The organism is Leucobacter sp. wl10, assembly GCF_003569785.1.
Lineage (GTDB): Bacteria > Actinomycetota > Actinomycetes > Actinomycetales > Microbacteriaceae > Leucobacter.
Map to the genome: position 1 here is coordinate 52,322 of NZ_KZ983995.1, position 22,575 is coordinate 74,896.

Annotated in this window: 18 protein-coding genes; 13 read left to right on the plus strand and 5 right to left on the minus strand. The window is 71.0% G+C overall.

Annotated elements, in window-relative coordinates; all coding sequences use genetic code 11:
- The first annotated feature begins 19 nt into the window (after positions 1 to 19).
- The 9 genes from D1J51_RS09840 to D1J51_RS09880 all read left to right on the plus strand — a co-directional run bounded on the left by D1J51_RS09840 (position 20) and on the right by D1J51_RS09880 (position 11,423).
- A complete protein-coding gene (locus D1J51_RS09840) occupies positions 20 to 1,666 on the plus strand; it encodes an ABC transporter substrate-binding protein (protein WP_119075019.1) in 1,647 nt (548 codons plus the stop codon).
- A gap of 34 nt (positions 1,667 to 1,700) precedes the next feature.
- Complete coding sequence (locus tag D1J51_RS09845) at positions 1,701 to 2,654, plus strand: ABC transporter permease (protein ID WP_119075020.1); 954 nt, start codon at positions 1,701 to 1,703, stop codon at positions 2,652 to 2,654.
- On the plus strand, positions 2,651 to 3,514 hold the full coding sequence (locus D1J51_RS09850) for an ABC transporter permease (protein ID WP_119075021.1): 864 nt from the start codon (positions 2,651 to 2,653) through the stop codon (positions 3,512 to 3,514). Before D1J51_RS09845 ends, D1J51_RS09850 begins: the two co-directional genes overlap by 4 nt.
- Positions 3,511 to 5,220 (plus strand): nickel ABC transporter ATP-binding protein NikE, encoded by a 1,710-nt coding sequence (gene nikE / locus D1J51_RS09855; protein WP_119075022.1) that lies wholly within the window; start codon positions 3,511 to 3,513, stop codon positions 5,218 to 5,220. The genes D1J51_RS09850 and nikE overlap by 4 nt, the downstream gene beginning before the upstream one ends.
- Entirely contained in the window at positions 5,217 to 5,693 is a 477-nt protein-coding gene (locus tag D1J51_RS09860) for a DUF3237 domain-containing protein (protein ID WP_240423128.1), read from the plus strand. The genes nikE and D1J51_RS09860 overlap by 4 nt, the downstream gene beginning before the upstream one ends.
- 131 nt (positions 5,694 to 5,824) lie before the next feature.
- A complete protein-coding gene (locus D1J51_RS09865) occupies positions 5,825 to 7,459 on the plus strand; it encodes an amidohydrolase (RefSeq protein ID WP_119075024.1) in 1,635 nt (544 codons plus the stop codon).
- Between the two features lie 135 nt (positions 7,460 to 7,594).
- The gene (locus tag D1J51_RS09870; RefSeq protein WP_119075025.1) at positions 7,595 to 8,839 is read left to right on the plus strand and encodes a flavin-dependent oxidoreductase; all 1,245 of its coding nucleotides are present in this window, start codon (positions 7,595 to 7,597) and stop codon (positions 8,837 to 8,839) included.
- Positions 8,836 to 9,288, plus strand: coding sequence for a DUF3237 domain-containing protein (locus D1J51_RS09875; protein WP_119075026.1), 453 nt, complete (start codon positions 8,836 to 8,838; stop codon positions 9,286 to 9,288). Before D1J51_RS09870 ends, D1J51_RS09875 begins: the two co-directional genes overlap by 4 nt.
- 407 nt (positions 9,289 to 9,695) lie before the next feature.
- Positions 9,696 to 11,423 (plus strand): HNH endonuclease signature motif containing protein, encoded by a 1,728-nt coding sequence (locus D1J51_RS09880; RefSeq protein WP_119075027.1) that lies wholly within the window; start codon positions 9,696 to 9,698, stop codon positions 11,421 to 11,423.
- Positions 11,424 to 11,511: 88 nt separating this feature from the next.
- Here D1J51_RS09880 and D1J51_RS09885 read toward each other — a convergent pair whose 3' ends face one another.
- The 3 genes from D1J51_RS09885 to D1J51_RS09895 all read right to left on the minus strand — a co-directional run bounded on the left by D1J51_RS09885 (position 11,512) and on the right by D1J51_RS09895 (position 14,825).
- Positions 11,512 to 11,934, minus strand: coding sequence for a DUF1801 domain-containing protein (locus D1J51_RS09885; protein WP_119075028.1), 423 nt, complete (start codon positions 11,932 to 11,934; stop codon positions 11,512 to 11,514).
- 128 nt (positions 11,935 to 12,062) lie between these two features.
- The gene (locus D1J51_RS09890; RefSeq protein ID WP_119075029.1) at positions 12,063 to 13,865 is read right to left on the minus strand and encodes a thiamine pyrophosphate-binding protein; all 1,803 of its coding nucleotides are present in this window, start codon (positions 13,863 to 13,865) and stop codon (positions 12,063 to 12,065) included.
- A 225-nt stretch (positions 13,866 to 14,090) separates the two neighbouring features.
- Complete coding sequence (locus D1J51_RS09895) at positions 14,091 to 14,825, minus strand: IclR family transcriptional regulator (RefSeq protein ID WP_119075104.1); 735 nt, start codon at positions 14,823 to 14,825, stop codon at positions 14,091 to 14,093.
- Between the two features lie 146 nt (positions 14,826 to 14,971).
- Here D1J51_RS09895 and D1J51_RS09900 point away from each other — a divergent pair, with 146 nt between their 5' ends.
- On the plus strand, positions 14,972 to 16,876 hold the full coding sequence (locus D1J51_RS09900) for an FAD-dependent monooxygenase (protein ID WP_119075030.1): 1,905 nt from the start codon (positions 14,972 to 14,974) through the stop codon (positions 16,874 to 16,876).
- Between the two features lie 82 nt (positions 16,877 to 16,958).
- Here the strand turns inward: D1J51_RS09900 and D1J51_RS09905 are convergent, their stop codons facing one another.
- Positions 16,959 to 18,224 (minus strand): ATP-binding protein, encoded by a 1,266-nt coding sequence (locus D1J51_RS09905; protein WP_205547861.1) that lies wholly within the window; start codon positions 18,222 to 18,224, stop codon positions 16,959 to 16,961.
- Positions 18,225 to 18,379: 155 nt separating this feature from the next.
- Between D1J51_RS09905 and D1J51_RS09910 the strand changes: the two genes are divergently transcribed.
- On the plus strand, positions 18,380 to 18,724 hold the full coding sequence (locus tag D1J51_RS09910) for an iron-containing alcohol dehydrogenase (RefSeq protein ID WP_256386008.1): 345 nt from the start codon (positions 18,380 to 18,382) through the stop codon (positions 18,722 to 18,724).
- On the opposite strand, the gene D1J51_RS09915 is transcribed toward D1J51_RS09910, so the two are convergent.
- Entirely contained in the window at positions 18,649 to 20,004 is a 1,356-nt protein-coding gene (locus D1J51_RS09915; RefSeq protein WP_119075032.1) for an NAD-dependent succinate-semialdehyde dehydrogenase, read from the minus strand. The two genes, D1J51_RS09910 and D1J51_RS09915, sit on opposite strands and share 76 nt — an antisense overlap.
- Positions 20,005 to 20,247: 243 nt before the next feature.
- Here D1J51_RS09915 and D1J51_RS09920 point away from each other — a divergent pair, with 243 nt between their 5' ends.
- Positions 20,248 to 21,768: an APC family permease gene (locus D1J51_RS09920; protein ID WP_119075033.1), complete on the plus strand. Its 1,521-nt coding sequence runs from the start codon at positions 20,248 to 20,250 to the stop codon at positions 21,766 to 21,768.
- A gap of 96 nt (positions 21,769 to 21,864) precedes the next feature.
- Positions 21,865 to 22,533 carry an antibiotic biosynthesis monooxygenase gene (locus D1J51_RS09925; RefSeq protein ID WP_119075034.1) on the plus strand — a complete coding sequence of 223 codons (669 nt, stop codon included), beginning with the start codon at positions 21,865 to 21,867 and terminating at the stop codon, positions 22,531 to 22,533.
- Positions 22,534 to 22,575 lie beyond the last annotated feature (42 nt).

Genomic DNA, 22,575 nt, shown 5'->3' on the forward strand with positions numbered 1-22,575 from the left:
TTCCGAAAGGACGAAACCCATGAAACGAAGTGGACTGCTGGCGGGCTTGGCTCTCGGAGCGGCGGCGCTGCTCACCGTGACCGCCTGCGCTCCCCGCGACGGCGCATCGACCTCGGGCACGAGCGCACCGGTCGACAAGTCCCAGCTCGTCGCCTCGCTCCCCGCCGGCACGCAGCCGGTCGACGAGGTCACCTGGTCGGTGACCGAGGGGGAGCCCGCGACGCTCGACCCGTCGTCCTCGGCCAACCTCATCATCCCGAACCTGTGCGACAACCTCCTCTCGCTGCAGCCCGATTACTCGATCGAACCGGGGGTCGCCACCAGCGCGGAGTTCGTGGACCCCGTGACCTTCGTGATCGACCTGCGCGACGACGCGACCTTCTGGGACGGGACCCCGGTCACCGCGGACGACGTCGTGTACAGCCTGCAGCGCGGCCAGAATCCGCAGTCGCAGTGGTACTCCGCCTTCGTGCTCGTCGACAGCATCGAGAAGACCGGCGACCTCCAGGTCACGGTGAGGTTCTCGGCGCCCGACCTGGGCTTCCGCGAAGCGATCGCGGGGCAGGGCGGGGCCGTCATGAGCAAGGCCTTCGGCGACAAGGCGGGTGCGGCGCTCGGCACCTCCGACGCCGGGCTCATGTGCTCCGGCCCCTTCAAGCTCGAGCCCGGCGGATGGAAGCCGGGCAGCGAGATCGTGACGGTCGCGAACGAGAGCTACTGGGGCGGCGCCCCGCTGGTGCAGACCCTCACCTACGTCTTCGTCACCGACAGCTCGACCCTGGCAACGGCGCTCACGCAGGGGGAGATCGACGGGGCCTTCAACGTCTCGCCGAGTTCGCGCAGGGCGTTCGAGGGGGAGGGCGCCGGCTCCCTCGTGCTCGGACCCTCCACGGCCTCGTACAGCTTCGGACCCGCCACCGACCAGGGCCCGGCCGCCAACCCGAAGTTCCGCGCGGCGCTCAGCTCCACGATCGACCGCGAGCAGTACATCGAAACCGTGCTCGGCGGTCTCGGAGAGGTGCAGAAGACGATGGTGCCGCCCTTCAGCTTCTCGGCGATGGAGGCCGCCGACGTCTACCGGGCGGGCTACGAGGCGCTCGAGACGCCGGGCAAGGACCTGAAGCGGGCGAAGCAGCTGCTCGAGGAGAGCGGGGAGCAGCCCGACCGGCCGCTCGTCATCGCGATCCCCGCCGGCGCCAAGGAGTTCCAGCAGACCGCCACCATCCTGCAGAGCTCGGCGAAGGAGATCGGCGTCGACATCGAGATCAATGAGATGCAGCCGGCCGACTTCGGGGCCATGTTCTACGATCCGGCCGGCCGCGAGGGCATCGACTTCGTCGCCACTCAGGGCTACCTCGAGACCCCCGGCGTCGGCGGCTACCCGACGCTCTTCACGCTGCCCGCCGAGCTCGGGGGCGTGTTCAACTGGAGCGGGTACGCGAACGAGGAGGTGACCGCGCGCATGCAGGCCTCGCGCACGGCGCCCGACCCGCAGACGTCGGCCGAGGAGTTCGTCGCCGCGCAGAAGATCTTCGCGCCCGACCAGCTGCAGGTGACCCTGGCCGGCGCCTACCAGACCACCTACCTGAACGACGAGCTGAGCGGCGTCGTCACGTCCGTGGCCGTCTACAGCAGCCCCTGGGCGCTGCGCCTCGGCGGCAAGTGATCCGCGGAGCCGAGAACGAGGGACCGATGACGACATGAACTGGACGCGCCTGCTCCTGGGGCGGATCGGCGGCCTACTGCTCACGCTCCTCCTGTCGAGCGTCGTGATCTTCTCGGCGCTGCTGCTCACCCCCGGCGACCCGATCGCGGCGCTCGCCGGGGGAGCCAAGCCCACCCCCGAGCTCATCACGCAGATCCGAGCGGAGTACGACCTCGACGACCCGATCTGGATGCGCTACCTGAAGTGGCTCGGAGGGGTCTTCACGGGCGACTTCGGGCGATCCTTCGTCTACAAGACCGACGTGATCAACCTCGTCGCGCCGCGCTTCGGCATCACGCTGCAGCTGGTGCTGCTGACGGTGCTCATCATCCTCGTCGCGGGCGTGGGATCCGGGATCCTCGCCGCGACCCGCGGCCCCGCGGTGGACCGGGCGATCGGCGTGCTCACCGCGCTCGGCATGGCGCTGCCGGGCTTCGTCGTGGCGATCCTGCTCATCTGGATCTTCGCGAAGAGCCTCGGCTGGTTTCCGGTGTACGGGGAGGGGACGGGCGGCTGGACCCGGGTGTGGCACCTGCTCCTCCCCGCGGCGTCGCTGGCGGTGATGTTCATCGCCTACATCAGCCGGGTGACGCGCAGCGCGATCGTCGCTCAGCTGCACTCGGAGCACGTGGACACCGCGCGGGTGCGCGGCATCCCGAGAACGCGCATCTTCGGCGTGCACGTGTTCCGCAACGCGGCTCCGCAGGTCCTCGCGATCTCGGGCACCACGATCGCGGGCCTCTTCGCCGCGTCCGCGATCGTCGAGGTGGCCTTCGGACTCGGCGGCATCGGCTCGCTGCTCACCGAGGCCGCAGCGCGCAAGGACCTGCCGGTGGTGCAGCTCGTGTCGCTGATCCTCGTCGCCATCTTCGTGGTGCTCAACGCGGTCGCCGACCTCGTCAGCGCCCTCATCGACCCCGACACCGTTACCGCAGGGAGGCAGCCATGAGCGTCGCTCAGCTCGCGCAGGGCGCCGTGCCGGCATCGGCGAAGCGCGCCGCGCGCAAGGACTGGCTCACCCTCACGGCGCTCTGCGTCTTCGGAGTCATCGCGCTGGTCGCCGTCGCGGGGCCGTGGATCGCGCCCTACGACCCCGATCAGCTCTACGTCGGGCCGGAGAACGGGGTGCCGACGGCCGCCAACCTCTTCGGCACCGACGACCTCGGGCGCGACATCCTCTCCCGCATGCTCGCCGGTGCGCAGGCCAGCGTCTTCGCCCCGATCCTCGTCGTGGCGCTCTCCACCGCGGCCGGCGCGCTGCTCGCGATCTGCGCGGCCTGGTTCGGCGGCGCCGTGCGCGCCACCATCTCGCGGATCGTCGACGTGATCTTCGCGATCCCGGGCCTCGTGCTCGCGGTGCTCGCGGTCGCGATGTTCGGCAAGGGGCTCGTGGCCCCCGTGATCGCGCTGTCGATCGCGTACATTCCCGTGGTGGCCCGGCTCACCCAGACCGCCGCGTCGCGCGAGCTCGGCAGGCCCTACATCGCCGCGCTGCGCGTGCAGGGGGTGTCGAGCCTCGCGATCTGCTTCCGGCACCTCGTTCCGGCGCTCATGCCCGTCGTCGCCGCGCAGATGGCCGTCGGCTTCGGGTACTCGATGCTCGATCTGGCCGCGATCTCGTTCCTCGGACTGGGTCAGCAGCCGCCGGCGGCCGACTGGGGCTCCATGATCTCGAGCGGGCAGGCCGGCATCCTCGCCGGCGCGCCGGAGCAGTCGCTGTTCCCCGCGCTCTTCGTCGTGCTCACCGTGCTCTCGGTCAGCATCATCGGCGCGCGGGTGACCACCTGGGCAGAGGAGAAGGAACGATGAGCGGCACCGTACTCGAACTCGACCGTCTGTCGGTCGGCCTGCCGGGGCGCACCCTCGTGCACGACTGCACGGTGTCGGTGGGCGTCGGCGAGGCCGTGGGGCTCGTGGGAGAGTCGGGATCGGGCAAGACGCTCTCGGTGCGCGCCGTCGCGGGCCTCCTCCCGGAGGCGTTCACGACCGGGGGGTCGATCCGGATCCTCGGCCGCGACATCGCCGAGATGAGCGCACCCGAGCTGCGCGACTTGCGGGCGACCCGCATCGGCATGGTCTTCCAGACCCCGCGGGCCCACCTCAACCCGCTGCGCACCATCGGCGACTTCATGACCGAGGCGCTCGTGCACGTCGCCGGACGGAAGCGCGACGCCGCCGACCGGCGCGCGAAGGAGCTGCTCGACGAGGTCGGCATCACCGACCCGGGCCGCCGGCTGCGGCAGTACCCCGCCGAGCTCTCGGGCGGGCTGCTACAGCGCGTGATGATCGCGGCGACCCTCGCGATGGACCCCGAGATCCTGCTCGCCGACGAGATCACGACGGCCCTCGACGTCACCACGCAGGAGGAGGTGATGGCCGTCATCGGCGAGCTGCGCAAGCACCGCGAGCTGTCGATGCTCTTCATCACCCACGACCTCGCACTCGCCGGCGCGGTGACCGACCGCGTCGCCGTGATGCGGCACGGACGCGTCGTCGAGACGCTGCACTCGTCGCGCATGCGGCAGGAGGCCCGCGAGGAGTACACGCGGGTGCTCATGTCCGCGGCGCTCGACGAACGCGGCGCGCGGAGCCCGAAGAGCCCGGAGGCCGAGCCCGTGCTCGCGGTGTCGGGCCTGCGCAAGGCCTACCGGGTGCGGGGCGCCGACGGCGGCCGCGAGATGCTCGTCGCCGTGGACGGCGTGACCTTCGAGCTCGACCGCGGCGGCTCGCTCGGCATCGTCGGCGAGTCGGGTTCGGGCAAGTCGACCTCCGCCAAGATCATCTGCGGCCTGGAGCGCGCCGACGGGGGCGCCATCACCGTGGCGGGAGAGGACTGGAGCGCGCCGGCCCGCTCCGGACGCGAGCGCCGGGCCCGGGCGAAGACGGTGCAGATGGTGTTCCAGGATCCCTACCAGTCGCTCGACCGGAGGCAGACCGTCCGCGAGTGCCTCGCGGAGGCGATCCGGGTGCACCGCAGGCGCGATTCCCGCGAGGCCGTCTCGAACCGCATCGAGGAGCTCATGCGGCAGGTGCGGCTCGATGCCGCGCTGCTCGATCAGCGGCCCAAATCCCTCTCGGGCGGCCAGCGGCAGCGCGTCGCGATCGCGCGAGCGCTCGCCGCCGCCCCCGAGATCCTCGTGCTCGACGAGGCCGTCTCGGCCCTCGACGTGACGACGCGGGTGGAGATCCTCACCCTGCTCGACACGATCCGCCGCGAGACCGGTGTGGCGCTCCTCATGATCACGCACGACCTCACCGTGATCCGTCGCCTCTGCGACCGGGTCGTGGTGATGCGGTCGGGGGTCGTCGAGGAGTACGGCACGGCCGACGAGATCCTCGACGACCCCCGCGCGGAGTACACGCGACTGCTGCTCGACTCGATTCCGCGGGAGGGATGGAAGCCGCGGCGCCGTCGCCTCGGGCGCACCGCCGCGATCCCGACCGTCACCCGGCTGCATGCCGTCCCCGATATGCCGGGCCTCCCCGACGCCCCCGAGCGCAGGGACCGCCCGTGAGCCAGCTGATGGAACCCGGCTTCGAGTACTGCTTCGAGTTGCGCGTCGACGTCGCCGACGCGCTGCCGCTCGGCGGATCCGAGCCGGGGGAGGGACTGCACTTCGCCCCCGTCACGGGCGGCGCCTTCGAGGGGCCGCGGCTCGGCGGGCGCGTCCTGCCCGGCGGCGGCGACTGGTGGCGCGGGCGCGGCCTCGCCGTGCGGCTCGACGCGCGCTACGTCATCGAGGCGTCGCTGCCGGGTGGCGCCGCCGCCGTCGACGTGGTCAACCGGGGGTACTGGCGCACCGATGAGACCTCACTCGAGCGCATGCTCGCGGGGGAGCACGTGGGCGAGGAGGAGCTGTACTACCGCACCGCCTTCGCGTTCCAGACCGAGCATCCCGAACTGCAGTGGCTCGCCGAGTCGCAGTTCGTCGGCTACGCGCGGCCCGAGCCCGGGCGCGTGGTGATCCGCGTGTTCCGCCTCGTCTGAGCGGCGCCGCGGATCGCGCTGCGCGGCGCTCGACTCTCCCGCCCGGCCGACGGATCGCCCGATCCAGACACTCAGAACCCCAGAACCCCCGACCCCCCCGACCCCCAGAACCCCCAGAAAGGAAGATCCTCATGCACACAGCTGCAGACCTCTGCGTCGTCTCCGGGCGCGTGTTCGACGGCAGGATCCGCACCTCCTCGACCGCGGTCGCGGTGACGGAGGGGCGCGTCGTCGCGGTGGGAGGCGACGACGCCGTGCTCGCGCTGCGCGGCCCGGCCACGCGCGTGGTCGACGCGCGCGGCGGCGCGATCCTGCCCGGCTTCGTCGACGCGCACGCCCACGCCGTCTTCGCGGGAGTCGAGCGCCTGAGCCTCGATCTCACGCCCGCCCGCTCGGTCGAGGAGGCCCTCGAGCTGATCGCGCGGGCCGCCGCCGCGCTCGACGCGGCGGGCGATGACGATGCGTGGCTGACGGGCGGCGGATGGTCGCACGAGCTGTTCCCGCACCCGACCAGGCAGACGCTCGACGCCATCGTGCCCGACCGCCCCGTCGCCCTGAGCGACGCCGGGCACCACACGCTGTGGGCCAACTCCCGGGCGCTCGCGATCGCGGGCATCGACGGCGGCACCCCCCAGCCGGCCAACGGCCACGTCTACATGGCGGACGGCGAGCCCACCGGCTACCTGAACGAGGGCGGCGTCGAGCTGCTCGCGCCGTTCATCCCGCCGGCCACAGCCGAGGAGATGACCGCCGGGCTGCTCGAGGCGCAGCGCACCCTGTGGTCGCTCGGCGTGACCGGCTGGCACGAGGCGATCCTCGGCGAGTTCAACGGCAAGGCCGACTGCACCCCCGCCTACCTCGCCGCGCTCGCCGACGGCTCGCTGCGCAGCCGCGTCTCGGGTGCGCTGTGGATCCCGCCGGGCACCGCGCTCGCCGACGTGCCGTCGCTGGTCGAGAGCTTCGAGCGGCGCCGCGCCGAGAACGAGGCGGCCGGCTTACCCTCGTCAACCTGCAAGGCGATGGTCGACGGCGTGCCGCAGGGCGAGACCGCCGCGCTGCTCGATCCCTACTGCTCGCACCCGCACTCGGGCGAGCTGCACATCGACGCCGAGACGATGCGGGAGCTCGCGATCCGGCTCGACGCGCGCGGCTTCGCGCTGCACCTGCACATCATGGGGGACCGCGGCACGCGCGTGGCGCTCGACGCCGTCGAGGCGGCGCGACGCGCGAACGGGCCGGGGCCCCGCCACCACTTCGCCCACCTGTCGATGGTCGACGCCGCCGACGCCGCCCGCTTCGGGCCGCTGGGCGTCACGGCCAACATCCAGGGGCTGTGGGCGACGCGCGACGAGTCGATGATCGCGGTGGTCGGCGAGGAGCGCGCCGAGAGGGCCTTCCCGTTCCGCGACATCGCGGCGAGCGGAGCCGACCTCGCGATGGGCTCCGACTGGCCGGTGTCGCTCGCCGATCCTTGGCAGGCGATCCACGTGGCCGTGAACCGGGCGCACCCCTTCGGGCCGGGCGCCGGGGCGCCGCCGCTGTCGCCGTCGCAGGCGCTCACGCTCGAGGAGGCGCTCGCCGCCTACACGAGCGGGTCCTCCTCGCTCGTGCTGGGGGAGGCCGGGCGACTGCGCGTGGGAGCGCGCGCCGACCTCGTCGTGTCGACCCGGGATCCCTTCGAGGCGCCGCGGGAGGAGCTCTTCAGGATCGGCACCGCGGCTACGATCGTCGGCGGCGAGGTGGTGTTCGAACGTCCGGCGGACTGATCCGTCATCTCATCGCTCGGTGATTTCATCACTCCGTCATTTCATCATTCGGTCATCTCATCGCTCCGCGAAGTCGCGGACACCCGTCCAACCGCACGCCCCGCACACCGCCAGCGGGGCGAGAACAGGAACACCATGAAGATCCTCATCGCGGGCGCCGGCATCGGCGGCCTCATCTCAGCCCTCAGCCTCGAGCGCGCCGGCTTCACCGACATCGTCGTCGCCGAGCGCACCGAGGAGATCCGCGGCCTCGGCGTGGGCGTCAACCTGCTGCCGCACGCCGTGCGCGAGCTCACCGAGCTCGGCGTTGCCGACCGCATCGCCGCGCTCGGCGTCGAGCCGCGCACGCTCAGCTACTACAACCGCCAGGGCCAGCTCATCTGGAGCGAGCCGCGAGGCCGCGCCGCCGGGTACGAGTGGCCGCAGCTGTCGGTGCACCGCGGCAGGCTGCAGCTCGAGCTGCGCGACCTGGTGGAGGAGCGCCTCGGCGACGTCATCAGGCTGGGCCGCAAGCTCGTCGACGTGCGGAGCGGGACCGCCGTCTTCGAGCTGCCGAACGGCTCGCGGGAGGAGATCTCGGCCGATGTCATCGTCGCGGCCGACGGCATCCACTCGGCCGCGCGCAAGCTGCACTACCCCGAGGAGGGCGCGCCCGAGTGGAGCGGCCTCACGCTGTGGCGCGGCACCGCGGTCGTCGATCCCTACCTCGACGGCGAGACCATGATCATGGCCGGCGACGCCGAGCAGAAGTTCGTGGCCTACCCGCTGAGCGGGCCCACGGAGGACGGGCGCCAGCGCGTCAACTTCATCGCCGAACGCCGCGGCGAGGGATCGCCCACCGCGGACTGGAACCGCTCCGTCGATCGGGCGCCGATCGCCGAGATGTTCGAGGGGTGGAGCTACGACTGGCTCGACATCCCCGCGATCATCCGCGACTCGGAGGAGCTCCTGGAGTACCCCATGGTCGACCGCGACGCGATCCCGCAGTGGGTCTTCGGCAACCTCGCCCTGCTCGGCGACGCCGCGCACGCCATGTATCCCAACGGCTCGAACGGCGGCTCGCAGGCCACCCTCGACGCCCGCACGCTGGCGTATCACCTGGCCACGGAGCCCACCGTCGAGGCGGCGCTCGCCGCGTACGAGACGGCGCGGCGCCCCGCGTGCACCCGGCTGCTCGAGCTGACCAGGCAGACGGGCCCCGAGCAGGTCATGCAGCTCGCGCGGGAGCGCGCGCCCGAGGGGTTCGACGACGTGCACGACGTGATCCCGCGGGAGGAACTCGAGTCGATCGCGACCGAGTACAAGCTGGCCGCTGGCTTCCACCCGGAGCAGCTGAACGCGCGCTCGTCTCTCGGCGCACGGGTCGGGGAGGCGACGTGAGCGCCGCGGTTCCCGGGCTCGTCCCGGTCTGCGAGGTGATCGTCGAGCTGGGCGAGGCGCTCGACTTCGGTCGCACGCGCGACGGGGCGCGCCGCTTCACGCCGATCCTCGGCGGGGAGCTGCGCGGGATCGCGGACGCCCAGGCGGGCGAGGCGGTGCGCGGCCTGCGCGCCGAGATCCTGCCGGGCGGCGGCGACCGGCAGCTGGTGCGCCCTGACGGCGCGGTCGATATCGACGCCCGCTACGACGCCCGCACGGCCGCGGGGTCGCCGATCGGCCTGCACGCCACGGGGATCCGGAGGGCGACGGCGGACGGCTCGTACTTCCGCGTCGCGCTGCGCTTCGAGACCTCGGACCCCGCGCTCGCCGAGCTGCAGGACGCCCTCTACGTCGCCGACGGCGTGCGCGAGGCGGGCCGTGTGCGCCACACCGTCTATCGCGCGGTGTAGTCTCGACCGTCCGGGCGGTGAGTGCGGGGCGGCGGGGCGGTGCCGCGGGGCCGTGGGGCCGCGGGGCGATGACTCAGGGGCATCGCCTCTCGAGGCGGTGACGAGGCGGTCGAGTGTCGTGCGTCCGGTGACGACGTCGACGAGGCACCAGGCGGCTACGACGAGTTGCACGAGGGCGTTGCCGACGAGCCGCGCTCGAGCTCACGCGCCGCGCCGCCCGGGTGTCATCGCGGCGAGGGGCGCCTCCGCTGGCCGCACGGCCCGGCGATGAGGCGATGCGATGGCGGGCGTCGGTGGTCGGGCGTAGGATCGGCGTCGACCTCTGCGCTGCTCGAGATCGTTGAAATTCCGCCGTTCTTCACCCCGATTCGATTCGAATATATCTTCGAATCATGCGATAATGGGGTATGGAAACAGCACCCTTCGCCAGCAGGTTCGCGGAACTCTCCGCGGGGCTCGATGCGGTGCTCCCGCTCGCGGACGCTCACGGCCTGAGCGATGACGAGGTGGTGGCAGCGGCGCTCGCGCTCGAGGCGCATTCGCGGAAGGTCGCCGCTCTGCAGCTCGCGCTGGCCGCCGAGGTGGAGGATCGCACGCGTGGGCGCGCCCCGTCCGATTCACTCGCCGCGAAGCACGGGTGCCGCGACAGCGTCGAACTGTTGCAGCGGGTGACTCGTTCCTCGGCGCGCGACGTGCGGCAGCGCGTGAGGCTTGCGGCTCTCACGCGTCCCCGTCCGGGGTTCAGCGAGCCGCTGCCGGCGCGCTACCCGTCGGTCGCGGCGGCGCTGGCCGAGGGCGATCTCGCGGTCGAATCCGCGCTGCTCGTGACCGGCATGCTCGAGCGGCTCCCGCCGTCGGCCGCGGTCGAGAAGATCATGATCGCCGAGCAGTGCCTCGTGGCGGCGGCGACGGGTGCGATCATCGGCCCGGAGGGGGCAGGCGACCGGGAGGGCGTCGACGGCGGGGAGAGCGATGGTTCGGCGCTGCCCGAGCACACGGACGGCATCCGGGTGATGTGCAGGGTGTGGAGGCAGTACCTCGACCCCGACGGCGTCCTTCCCGATGAGGAAGCGGCGTTTTTGAAGCGCGGCTTCACGTTCGGGCGCGAACGCGGCGGGCTGGTCCCGGTGCGGGGTGCGCTCACGGTCGAGGTGGCGGCGCTACTGGGTCGGCTCTTCGACGCGGCGAACTCTCCCCGCACCGGTGCGAACCCTCCCCGTACCGATGCGAACCCTCACACCCCAGAGACTCTCGCAGACGTGCACGCGGACGCGGATGCGGCCATGGACGCGGGAGGAGCGACAGCGCCCGTCGGCTCGGCCCGCAGCGGTGGCAGCGGCGTGCGCTTCGCCGCCGTCTCCGAGCGTGAGGGATCCGGATCGGGCACCGGTATCACCGGGGACGCCGCCGACTCCTTCGCCGAAGGCATCGCGGACGAGCGCACTCCCGGCCAGAGGCGGCACGATGCGCTCGCGGTACTCCTCGCGACGGTCGCCCGAAGCGCCGAGACCCCGCTGCTTGGCGGGGCGCCGGTCACGGTCCTGCTGCAGGCCTCCGAAGCGGACCTCATCGGCTCGTGCGCGTCGAATCCGGACGACGGCGATCCGAGCGACAGCGGTGTGAACAGAGCCGGTGCATCGCTGAGTGGCGGGGCGGGGACCATCCACGGACACGACGGAACTCCCGCACCGGTGTCGATGCGCGTCGTGCGTCACGCGGCGTGCGCGGGCGCTACGCAGCGCGTAGTGCAGAGCCGTTCCGGTCGCATCATGAGCATAGGGGTTCCGCAGCGGGTGTTCAACGCGCACCAGCGTCGCGCGATCACCCTTCGCGACGGTGGATGCGTGATCCCGGGGTGCACGACGCCGGCGACCTGGTGCGAGATCCACCACGTCACCGAACACGCGAGCGGCGGGAGAACCCATACCGACAACGGCGTCATGCTGTGCTGGTTCCACCACCGCACTATCGAAACCTCCGGATGGCAGGTGCGCATGAACGGCGGAGTGCCCGAAGTGAGGGCACCGGCGTGGCTCGATCACGGCGGGCGCTGGCGCAGGGCCAGGCCGCCGGGCTCTCCGATATCGCATCCACCCGAGCTGCAGCGTCACCCGGATGTGATGCGCGCGGCATAGGGTTCCGCGGTCTCCGTGCCGGCCCGTGCGCACGGCCGATGCGCCCTCGGCCCGGGTGCCGGGTCTGAGCGTTCTTCGGCCGGGGCGCTCAGCGCGCCTGTGCCCGGGTCTCGGCGAGTGAGCGCTCCAGCAGCGTGCGCAGCGCGTTGCGATCCACTCCCGTCAACCGCGTGAGGTAGAGGCAGGCCTTGCTCGCGCGGTGCTTGCCGAGTCGCGCCATGAGCTCGGGCCAGCGCTCCGAGAAGCCGCTGACGAGGTAGATGGTGTGCTTCGTGGGGCCGGGGGCGAAGGCGAGCAGGGGAGCGCGGCCCCGGTGTCCGCTCTCGTAGCGGTACTCGTACTCCCCGAAACCGATGATGCGGCCGGCCCACACGATCGGCTGCTCGCCGCTGATCCCGGTGTGGAGCGCGAGCAGCTCGCCGGCCTCGGCGCGACGGGGGCCGGTGGCGCGGTCGAGCACCTCCGCCACCGGCAGATCGGACGGCGACATCGCGGGCTGCTTCGCTGCCACGGGGCCTCCTCGTGATCGTGCGGCACCCGGAAGAGGCGCGCCTCCGATCCTACCCGCGCGCTATCGAGCCGCCCCGGTCGGCATCATCGGAGTCGATACTCGCCCGGCGGCCGCACCCGCTCGGCGGACTATCCGGGCTCAACGCCGTTGACGCGCTGGATCTCGCGCTGGTACTCCGCGACGACGCTGCGGGACACCCGGCAGTCGAGCAGGATCGTGCCGCGGGCGCCGGCGGACGTCCACGAGCGCAGCGCCTCGAGATCCTCGAGGCGGCGCACCCGCACGCCCTGCGCGCCGAGGGCCGTCGCGACTCCCGCGAAGTCGACGTCGGGGATGAGCATCGGCTCCTCGGAGAGCCCCATCGCGCCGTAGAGGTGCACCTCGGCGCCGTACGCGCCGTCGTTCCAGACCACGATGACGCCGCTGGGGGAGGTGCGGATCGCGGTCTCCAGGTCGGCCAGCGCCATGAGGCCGCCCCCGTCGCCCGTGCTCAGCACCGTGGTGGTGCCCGGCGCCGCGGCGGCGACCCCGGCGACGGTGGAGAGCCCGAGACCGATGGTCTGGTAGGCGGTGCCGACCATGATGTGGCGCTCCGGCGAGGCGACCGGCCAGAACGTGTTGGCCCAGCCGATGAAGTGGCCGCCGTCCGTGGTGACGTGACGCTCGGCCGGCAGCAGCTCGGTGAGGCGGGCGGCGACGCAGCGGGGATCGAGCCGCCCGTCGGCGCAGATCCCGTCCGGGTGCTCGGCGAAACCGGTGTCCCGCACGCGCAGCGCGCCCTCCGCCTCGAGGCCGGGCAGGCTCTCGCGCCAGCCGCTCGGCGCGCGGCCCGCTTCGACGAGCGCGCCCAGCAGGGTGCCGAGCGTGGTGCGCGCGTCGCCCTGCAGCAGCAGGTGCGTGATGGGGCGGTTGGTGCGGGGAGGGGCGACCTGCTCCTCGTCGATGCGGATGACGGTGGTGCCGGCTCCGAAGAGATCGCCGAACCGCATGGTGAACTGGCCCAGGCTCGCGCCCGCCACGAGCACGACGTCGGCCGTCTCGATGACGGCCATGGCGGCCTGCTGGCCGAAACCGCCGGTGACGCCGAGGTCGAAGCGCGGATCGGGGAAGATGCTGCGCGCGAGCGCCGTGGTGGCCGTGAGCGCGCCGAGCGTCTCGGCGATGGCGCCGAGCTCGGCCGATGCTCCCGAGAGATGCGCGCCGCGGCCCGCGAGCACCAGCGGGCGCTCGGCCTCGAGCAGGGCGAGCACGGCCGCCTCGAGCTGATGGCTCGCGGGACCTCCGAGGCGCTGCGGCGCCGGGGGGACAGCCGCCGCCGCGGGCTGCGCCCGGGCCGTGCCGGCGACGGAGGCGCTCAGCGACGCGAGCACGGCGGGGTCGTCGAGGTCGATGCCGCCCGACGTCGCCGCGGGAGCGGACGCCGCTGCGGGCTCCACGGTCGGCGCGGTGACGAGGTCGTAGGGGATGCCGAGCACGACGGGGCGGCGCACGCGCAGCGCGTACGAGACGGCTCGCTCGACCGTGCGCTCGACGCCGGCGATTGAGAGCATGTGGGTGCGCACGCCGAGCGCCGCCGCGAGCATCTCCTGATCCACGTCCCACGGGCGGGGACCGGCGCTCGGGGCGTCGCCGACGACCACGAGCATCGGGGTGCGGGCCTGCGCCGCCTCGGCGAGCGCGGTGAGGGTGTTGGTGAAGCCGGCGCCGTAGGTGGTGGTGGCGATGGCGAGCCGGTTGCTGATCCGGGTATAGGCGTCGGCCGCGGCGACGGTGCCGGCCTCGTGGCGCACCGCCGTGTAGGGCACGCCGACCTCGGCGAGGCTCTGGATGAGGTGGGCGTTGCCGTTGCCCATGAGGCCGAAGGCGCGGTCGGCGTGGCGGGCGAGAGCGGTCGCGAGGGCATGGACGAGCGTGGGAGCAGGGGTGGACATCACAGATCCTTCAGAGGAGAACTCGGACGAAAAGGGAACCGTGTATGTCTCGCCGGGCGGTTGAGCCTCGGCAGCAGCGCCCCTTTTTCGAGCGCCTTAGCCGGCCGGGTCGCGGAGGAGCCGACCGAGCTGGACCCTCCTCATAGTACAGATCGTCGCGGTGGTTCGTCGGGATTCGACGATCGACCGCTGCGGGATCGCGGGTCTGGATCGCCTCGCGGCGCCTCAGCGGTAGCTCTGCGCGATCCGCTCGGCGGCCTCCTGCATCGCGGCGACGACGTCGTCGACGGCCTCGGGAAGATTGAAGTGCACCACGGCCACGGCCGCGGGCGGCTCTCCCGCGATGCGCAGCGGCACCGCGATGCCGGTGACGCCGTCGATCACCTCGGCGCGGCTGATGGCGTAGCCGTCGCGCTCGGCCTGCCGGGCCGCGGCGCTGAGCTCGGGGCCGCCGAGGAAGGCGGTGCGCTCGGCCGCGGTGAGCGAGGACTCGATGGCGTGCCCGGGCGCGCCGCGGTCGACCGGGTGGCGCACGCCCGGGTTGCGGGCGATCGTGGCGGCCACGTTCGAGGGCTCGACCGTGACGAGCGTCACCACCTCGTCGGCGTCGAGCACGGTGACGAAGGCCGTCATGCCGAGCGCGTAGGCGAGCTCGGTGACGGCCGGCATGGCGGCGGTGTGCAGGGCGGGCGCCACGCCTCTGGCGAGCACCGTGAGCTTGGGGCCGAGACGGATGCGGCCGGCCTGATCCCGCGTGACGAAGCGGTACTGCTCGAGAGTGCGCAGCACGCGGTACGCATTGGATCGGTGCACCCCGAGCTGCTCCGCGAGGTCGGCGATGGAGAGCGGCCGTTCGGCCTCGGCGAGCAGCTCGAGCGCGCGGAGGCCCCGGGCCAGGGTCTGCGATCCGGCGGTCTGTGAGCCGGCGGCCGCGGTTCCGGTATCGCTCGTGGAAGTCATGGGAACCATTCTGGCGGATATCGGGGTAAGAGGGTGTTGTGCGATCGTGCGGGGCGGTTTATCCTAATTGTGCGATATTCAAACTATATGTTCAACTATAGAATATTGTGGCGCGGGATCCCGCGTCGGCCCAGTGAGGAGAAACAGTGCAGTTCCACCACCACGGATACGTCTCCACCGATCCCCGCATCCAGCCCGCCGCAGGCGTCGGACTGGACCGCCCGGAGGAGCTCCCGGAGGAGATCGACGTGCTCATCGTGGGATCCGGACCCGCCGGCATCATGACCCACGCGCAGCTCGCACAGTTCCCGAACGTCATCACGCGCATCGTCGAGCGCCGCGACGGGAGGCTCGTGCTCGGCCAGGCCGACGGGGTGCAGCAGCGCAGCGTCGAGACCTTCCAGGCCTTCGGCTTCGCCGAGCAGATCATCCAGGAGGCCTACCAGATCACCGAGACGAACTTCTGGACGCCCGATCCCGCGAGCCCCGAGAGCATCGTCCGCAGCTCGATCACCCCCGACGACCCGGCCGGCATCAGCGAGTTCCCGCACCTCATCGTCAACCAGGCGCGCGTCATCGACTACTTCGCCGAGTACGCGCGCCGCGCGCCGGCCCGCGCCGACGTCGACTACGGCTACGAGTTCGTCGACCTCGAGGTGGGCGAGGGGGAGTACCCCGTCGAGGTGACGCTGCGGAAGGTCTCCGGATACAGCGGCGCCGGCATCAACACCGAGAAGGCCGAGAGCGACGCCCCCGAGGAGACCGTCGTCGTTCGCGCGAAGTACGTGGTCGGCGCCGACGGCGCCCGCTCGGCCGTGCGGCGGTCGATCGACGGTTCGCTCGCCGGCTCCACGTCGATGCACGCCTGGGGCGTCATGGACGTGCTCGCGGTCACCGACTTCCCGGACTTCCGCAAGAAGTGCATCATCCACTCCGAGGCCGGCAGCATCCTGCACATCCCGCGCGAGGGCAACCACCTGGCCCGCATCTACGTCGACCTCGGCGAGACCGACGAGCACGGCGGCGGCAAGGTGCGCGACACGCCGCTCGAGGAGGTCGTCGCCCGGGCGAACGCGATCCTGCACCCCTACTCCCTCGACGTGCGCGACGTGCCCTGGCACAGCGTCTACGAGGTCGCGCACCGCCTCACCGACCGCTTCGACGACGCGGCCACCTCGCCCGACGGCAAGGGGCGCGTGTTCCTGATGGGCGACGCCTGCCACACGCACAGCGCCAAGGCCGGCCAGGGCATGAACGTGTCGATGCAGGACGGCTGGAACCTCGCGTGGAAACTCGGCTACGTGCTCGAGGGCCGGGCGCCCGAGGCGCTGCTGAAGACCTACTCCGACGAGCGCCAGGTCGCCGCGAAGAACCTCATCGACTTCGACAAGGAGTGGTCGACGCTGATGGCGAAGAAGCCGGAGGAGTTCGACTCGCCGGGTCAGCTCGAGGAGTTCTACGTGCGGACCGCGGAGTTCCCGGCCGGCTTCATGACGCAGTACTCCGAGTCGATGCTCACCTCGGGTGGCGCGCACCAGGAGCTCGCCGAGGGCTTCCCGCTCGGCAAGCGCTTCAAGTCGGCCATGACCACCCGCGTCGCCGACGCCGTGGACGTGCACCTGGGCCACCACCACCGGGCCGACGGCCGCTTCCGCGTCTACGCCTTCGCCGACGCCTCCGGCGAGCGCCTCGACGCCTGGGCCGAGTGGGTGGCGTCGTCTTCGGAGTCGCCGGTGCGCCGCTTCACCCCGGAGGGCGCCGACATCGACGCGATCTTCGACGTCAAGGCAGTGTACCAGCAGCATCACCACGGCGTCGACATCTCGCGCGCGCACCGGCTGTTCCTGCCGGCGTCGGGCCCGTTCGGGCTCACCGACTACGAGAAGATCTACGCGGCCAAGCCCGACGAGGACATCTTCGATCTGCGCGGGATCTCGCGCGACGGCGCGGTGGTCGTGGTGCGACCCGACCACTACGTGTCGGCGATCCTGCCGCTCGACCGCCCCGAGCGGCTCGGCGAGTTCTTCGGGGCCGTCCTGCTGCAGCGGTGATGCCGGGCGAGCGGGCGGAGGGGAGGGGCGCGGGGCGCCTGAGCGTCGATTCGGCGCGCGGTGGTCGATCTGGCGGGTGCCTTCAGGGGCTCGCCCGCCAGATGGCGCTGATCGGCACCGCGATTTTCTTTTCGCCGAAGGCAAGGGTCTCCGTCCCGGTGTAGAGCACGACGCCGACGACGAGATCGCCGCCCAATCGCGCGGCGAGGTGATCGATCCCCCGGAAATCATCGGAGCGCACCGTCGCGGAGGCCTTGACGTCGAGTGCGATGACACGACCGCGACGGTCCTCGAGCACGATATCGACCTCGACCTTGTCCTTGGTGCGGTAGTGGTGCATCTCCGCGCGAGTGCGGGACCAGCTCAGCTGCCGGGACAGCTCCATCGTGACGAAGCTCTCGAGCAGTCCGCCGAGAGGGCTCTCCGGGTGCCGCAGGCTTTTCGCGTCCTGGCCCAGAAGGTTCGCAGCCACGCCGGAGTCGACCAGAGCGACTTTCGGTGTTGAGGTCGCTCGCGCGCTGAGGTTTCGCGACCACGCGGGGATTCGTTTGATGAGGAAGACCTCTTCGAGCAGCCCGAGGTACCGGGCGACCGTGGTCTGAGGCAGCCCGAGAGCGTTCGCGAGCGAGCCGGGCACGAGGAGGCCGCCGGACCGTGCCGCGAGCATACGTACGAGTGCGCGCATCTGGGCCCCGCGCTCGATCTCCGAGAGCTGGATCACATCCCGGTTGATGATGTCGGAGATGTAGTTGTCGAAGAAGCTCTCTCGACGTTTCCCCTCACGCGCCACAGCCTCCGGAAACCCGCCTCGGACGATCCGCTCGATGTAGTCATCGCGACGCAACTCGCTCGGGCACCTGAAGTCGGAGCCCTGGGTGAAGACGGCGTCGATGAAGCCGTCGGGAGTCTCATCGATCTCTCCCTGCGAGAGAGGCCAGAGCTCGATCGTCTCCATCCTTCCGGGCAACGCGTCCGGCACGCTGCGCAGCCCCAGTACCTGGGCCGATCCGGTGAGCAGGTACTGCCCGGGTCGAGGGTCTGCGTCGACCCGTTCCTTGATCGACAGCAGGAGCTCGGGAGCCCGCTGCACCTCATCGATCACGAGGAGGTCATCGGCTTCTACGAACGAGGTGGGATCGAACAGAGCTGCTTGGCGGGTGGCGGCGCGATCCAGGCTGCGCCACTCCGCGTCGCGTGCACGGGTGACCTGATTCACGAGCGTGCTCTTGCCGCACTGCCTCGCGCCCGTGATCAGGACCACCCTGGTGTCTGCGAGGGCGTCCTCGATCGCGTTCCTCGACCGGCGCGGGAGGATTCTTCCCATGGGGGAGGTGAGAGACGCGTTCATGCCGTCCATCCTCTCACGTGTGGTGTCCTCGCCGCCCTAGCTATGAAAGATCAGCCGCTATTGATATGCAAGAATCGTCACACTCTGCGTGAAAGAATGGTCGCTGTCTGCATGATGTCATCGTCGTTTCGCGGCCAACGGGTGCCTGCGCGAGGCTGGCGCCGCGGACCTCGTGCTGCTCACCGACCCGGCCCGCGCTGCTGCTCGTCGCGATCCCCTCCACGGCCGGCACCGGCTCGGAGGCCACCCGGACCACGGTGATCACCAACAGCGAGAGCGGCGAGAAGATGCTCTGCAAGGGGCCGTCGTACCTGCCGCGGGCGGCGATCGTCGACTACGAGCTCACCCACTCGATGCCGCCGATCCACAGCGCGGGGCCCCGGGATCGCCGTGGATCCCGGGGCCCCGCACTGCGTGCCGCAGCCTACTTCGCAGCGAAGCGGAAGAGCTTCTTGTTGGCGAACTCGAGCATGCCGACCTTGCCGAGCTCGCGGCCGTAGCCCGACTTCTTCACGCCGCCGAAGGGCACGTCGGCGCCCTCGAGGCCGGCGGCGCCCACGAACACCATGCCCACGTCGAGCTGGTCGCCGACCCGCTCCGCGCGCTCGACGTCGTCGCAGATGACGACCGAGCCGAGCCCGTAGGGGGAGGAGTTGGCCAGCTCGATGGCCTCCTCGTCGCTCGACACCCGGTACAGCTGCGCGACCGGACCGAACAGCTCCTGGCTGTACACGTCCATCGAGGGGGTGATGTTCGAGATCACGGTCGGGGTGTAGACGTTGCCCTCGGGCTCGTCGCCCCCCACGAGCACCTCGGCGCCCTGGGCGAGCGCCCCCTGCACCTGCGCGGCCAGCGTCTTGGTGGCCTGGGCCGAGGAGAGGGGTCCGAAGTCGTCGCCGTAGCTCTGCCCGCCGATCGCGGCCACGAACTTCTCCTTGAACTCGTCGAAGTACTTGTCGAGCACCACGATGCGCTTGGAGCCGTTGCAGGCCTGCCCGGTGTTCTCCATGCGCCCGCCCACGGCGTGCTCGACCGCGTGGTCGAGGTCGTCGGTGTCGAGCACCAGGAACACGTCCGAGCCGCCGAGCTCCAGCACGCACTTCTTCAGCGCGCGACCCGCCTGCTCGGCCACGATCGCGCCCGCGCGCTCCGATCCGGTGAGCGAGACGCCCTGGACGCGGTCGTCGGCGACGATGTCGGCGATCTGCTCGTGCGTCGCGAACACGTTGACGTAGGCGCCCTCGGGGAAGCCCGCGTCGCGGAAGATCTTCTCGAGCGCGAGGGCCGACTCGGGGCACTGGGCCGCGTGCTTGAGGATGATGGTGTTGCCCAGGATCAGATTCGGCACCGCGAATCGGGCGACCTGGTAGTAGGGGTAGTTCCACGGCATGATGCCGAGGATCACGCCGAGCCCCTGGAAGCGGAAGAACGTGCGCAGCCCGTCCTCGACCTGCAGCTGCTCGTCGGCGAGCCACTCCTGTGCGTTGTCGGCGAACGCCGCCGTGATCGCGCCCGAGAACTCAGCCTCGCCGATCGACTGGTCCAGCGGCTTGCCCATCTCGCGGTTGATGATCGCGCCGAGCTCCTCCTTGCGCTCATCGAACAGCTCCGCCGCGCGCTTCGCCAGCGCCGCGCGCTCGGCGACCGTGGTCTTGCGGGCCCACTCCTGGTAGGTCTTCTGCGCCGAGGCCAGGCTCGCCTCGATCTCCTCAGCGGTCGCGTCGGGGTACTCGGCGACGGTCTCGCCCGTGGCCGGATTGATGACGGCGAAGGTGCCCATAGATGACTCACTCCTTAGTGATTTCCTCGGGGATTGGGTACTGCCCAGTCTCGCACACCTCGCGGCGCAACACTAGCGCGAGAGCAGCAGTCTTCCCGTGGTTCAAACCAGATTTGAGCGTCGATTTCAGCCGTTTACCAGGCGGAATGGTGCGGAATTCGCGGTTCTTGCGAGTCGCGGCAACGGGGTGCCGGATCCTCACGCGCATTTCTCAGATCGCCCCCGATGCAGCAGAATGAGCGCATGGAGAAGCACACACTGGACAACGCCACCGTCACCGGCCACATCCACGTCGGCAAGGGGCTGAACGCCGGGGCCCTCGGGGTGGTCGGATCCACGGTCATCGGGCTCGCCTCGACGGCCCCGCTCTACTCGCTCGCCGCGACGCTGGGCTACGTGATCCTCGCCGTCGGCGCGCAGGCGCCGCTCGTGTTCGTGGTCGCCTGCATCCCGATGATCTTCGCGGCGTTCGCCTACCAGGAGCTCAACCGCGAGATGCCCGACTGCGGCACGACCTTCGTCTGGGGAGCCAAGGCCTTCGGGCCGGTCACGGGCTGGATCGGCGGCTGGGCCGTGGCGGTCTCCGCCATCATGGTGCTGTCGAACGTGGGCGAGATCACCGGCAAGTACTTCTGGCTGCTGCTCGGCAACGAGGAGTTCGCGGGCAACCGCGCGATCGTGGTCGCGACCTCGGTCGTGTTCATGGCGATCATGACTTTCATCAGCACGATCGGGGTGCAGATGGGGGAGCGCCTGCAGATGGTGCTCATGACCATCCAGATCGTCGCGATGGTGCTCTTCGGCGGGCTCGCGCTCCTGAACGCCCTGAACGGCGGCTCCGAGGGATCGGTCGCCTTCGACTGGAACTGGTTCAACCCGGCCGAGCTCACCTCGTGGTCGGGCTTCATGGAGGCGGTGCTGCTGGCTCTCTTCATCTACTGGGGCTGGGACACCTGCCTCGCGCTCAACGAGGAGACGAAGAACCCGCGCAAGACGCCCGGGCGGGCGGCGCTCTCGAGCATCGTCGTGCTCATCGTCCTCTACGTGGGCGTCTCGGTCGCGGTGATGATGTTCGCGGGCTTCGGCGAGACCGGGTTCGGACTCACCAACCCCGACAACCTCGACGACGTGTTCTCCGTGCTCGGCGGCGCGCTCTTCGGCCCCTGGGGATGGTTCCTGATCCTCGGCGTGATGCTGTCGGCGGCTTCGTCGACGCAGACGACCATCCTCCCGACGGCCCGCGGCACGCTCTCCATGGCGGTCTACCGCGCGCTGCCCGCCAAGTTCGCGGAGCTGCACCCCAAGTTCAAGACCCCCTGGTTCTCGACCACGCTGATGGGCGTCTCGGCCATCGTCTACTACGTGGGCATGTCGCTCATCTCGGAGAACGTGCTGGCCGACTCCCTCACCTCCATGGGCCTCGCGGTCGCGCTCTACTACGCGATCACCTCGTTCGCGTGCGTCTGGTACTTCCGCGGTACGCTGCGGGACAGCGCGCGGAACCTCTGGATGCGCGGCATCTTCCCGCTGCTCGGCGGGCTGCTGCTCGGCTACGCCTTCGTGCAGTCGGCGTTCGACATGTGGGACCGCAACTACGGGGAGACCGTGCTGCTCGGCATCGGCGGGGCCTTCGTGATCGGGATCGGGGCGATCCTGCTCGGCTTCGTGCTGATGGGCATCTGGTGGCTGCGGCCGAACTCCAAGCCCTTCTTCCGCCGCGAGAGCCTCAACCGCGACACCCCGGTGCTGGTGCCCGACGAGTAGGGGCCTGACGGCCGGCTTCGAAATCGTAACGGGGTTTTCACGGCGCGGAGACACGGCGTAACGGCGACGACATCTTTTCGCGCTGGAATGGGGGCCATGAGCACCCCGGTCACGGTTGAGGTCAGGCGGCAGGCGCATCCCGCGCGGGTGGGAGACGCGGCCGCCTGGGTCGAAGAGGGGCTTCGCCTCGCCCGGGAGTTCGAGGGATGCCTGGGCGGCGGTGTGATCCGCGACAGCACCGATGAGAGCGTGCTGCACGCGATCTACCGGTTCTCGGACGAGCGATCGCTCACCGCATGGGAGCGGTCCGAGCAGCGCCGCCGCTGGCTCGACGCCGGTTCCCCACTCGTCCTCGATGCGCGCGTGCAGCGCCGCACCGGCATCGAGGGCTGGTTCGACGGGCCGCGAGCGCATCGCCGCGTCGACGCGCGCACCGGCGCCACCCGCACGATCGTGGTGCGCTCGGCCCCGCTCCGCTGGAAGCAGGCGATCGCGATATGGGTCGGCATGTACCCGGTGAACGCGCTCTCGTCGTGGGGGATCTCGCTGCTGCCGTGGTGGGGCGGGCTGGCGATCCCGCTGAGGTCGGCGCTGATCGTCACGGTGCTGGCCCCGCTCATGACCTTCGTGATGATGCCCGCCGTGACGCGCGTGCTGCGCCCCTGGCTGCGGCGCAACCCCGGCGTCATCAGGAGCGAGCGCTCGCTGATCGACGCGCTCGACTCCCGGGCCGCCTGCGCGCGGACCGCGCCCGAGCGCTCGTGAGGCCCCGCCGCGGGGTATCCTGATTTGCACCGGAGCTTCGCC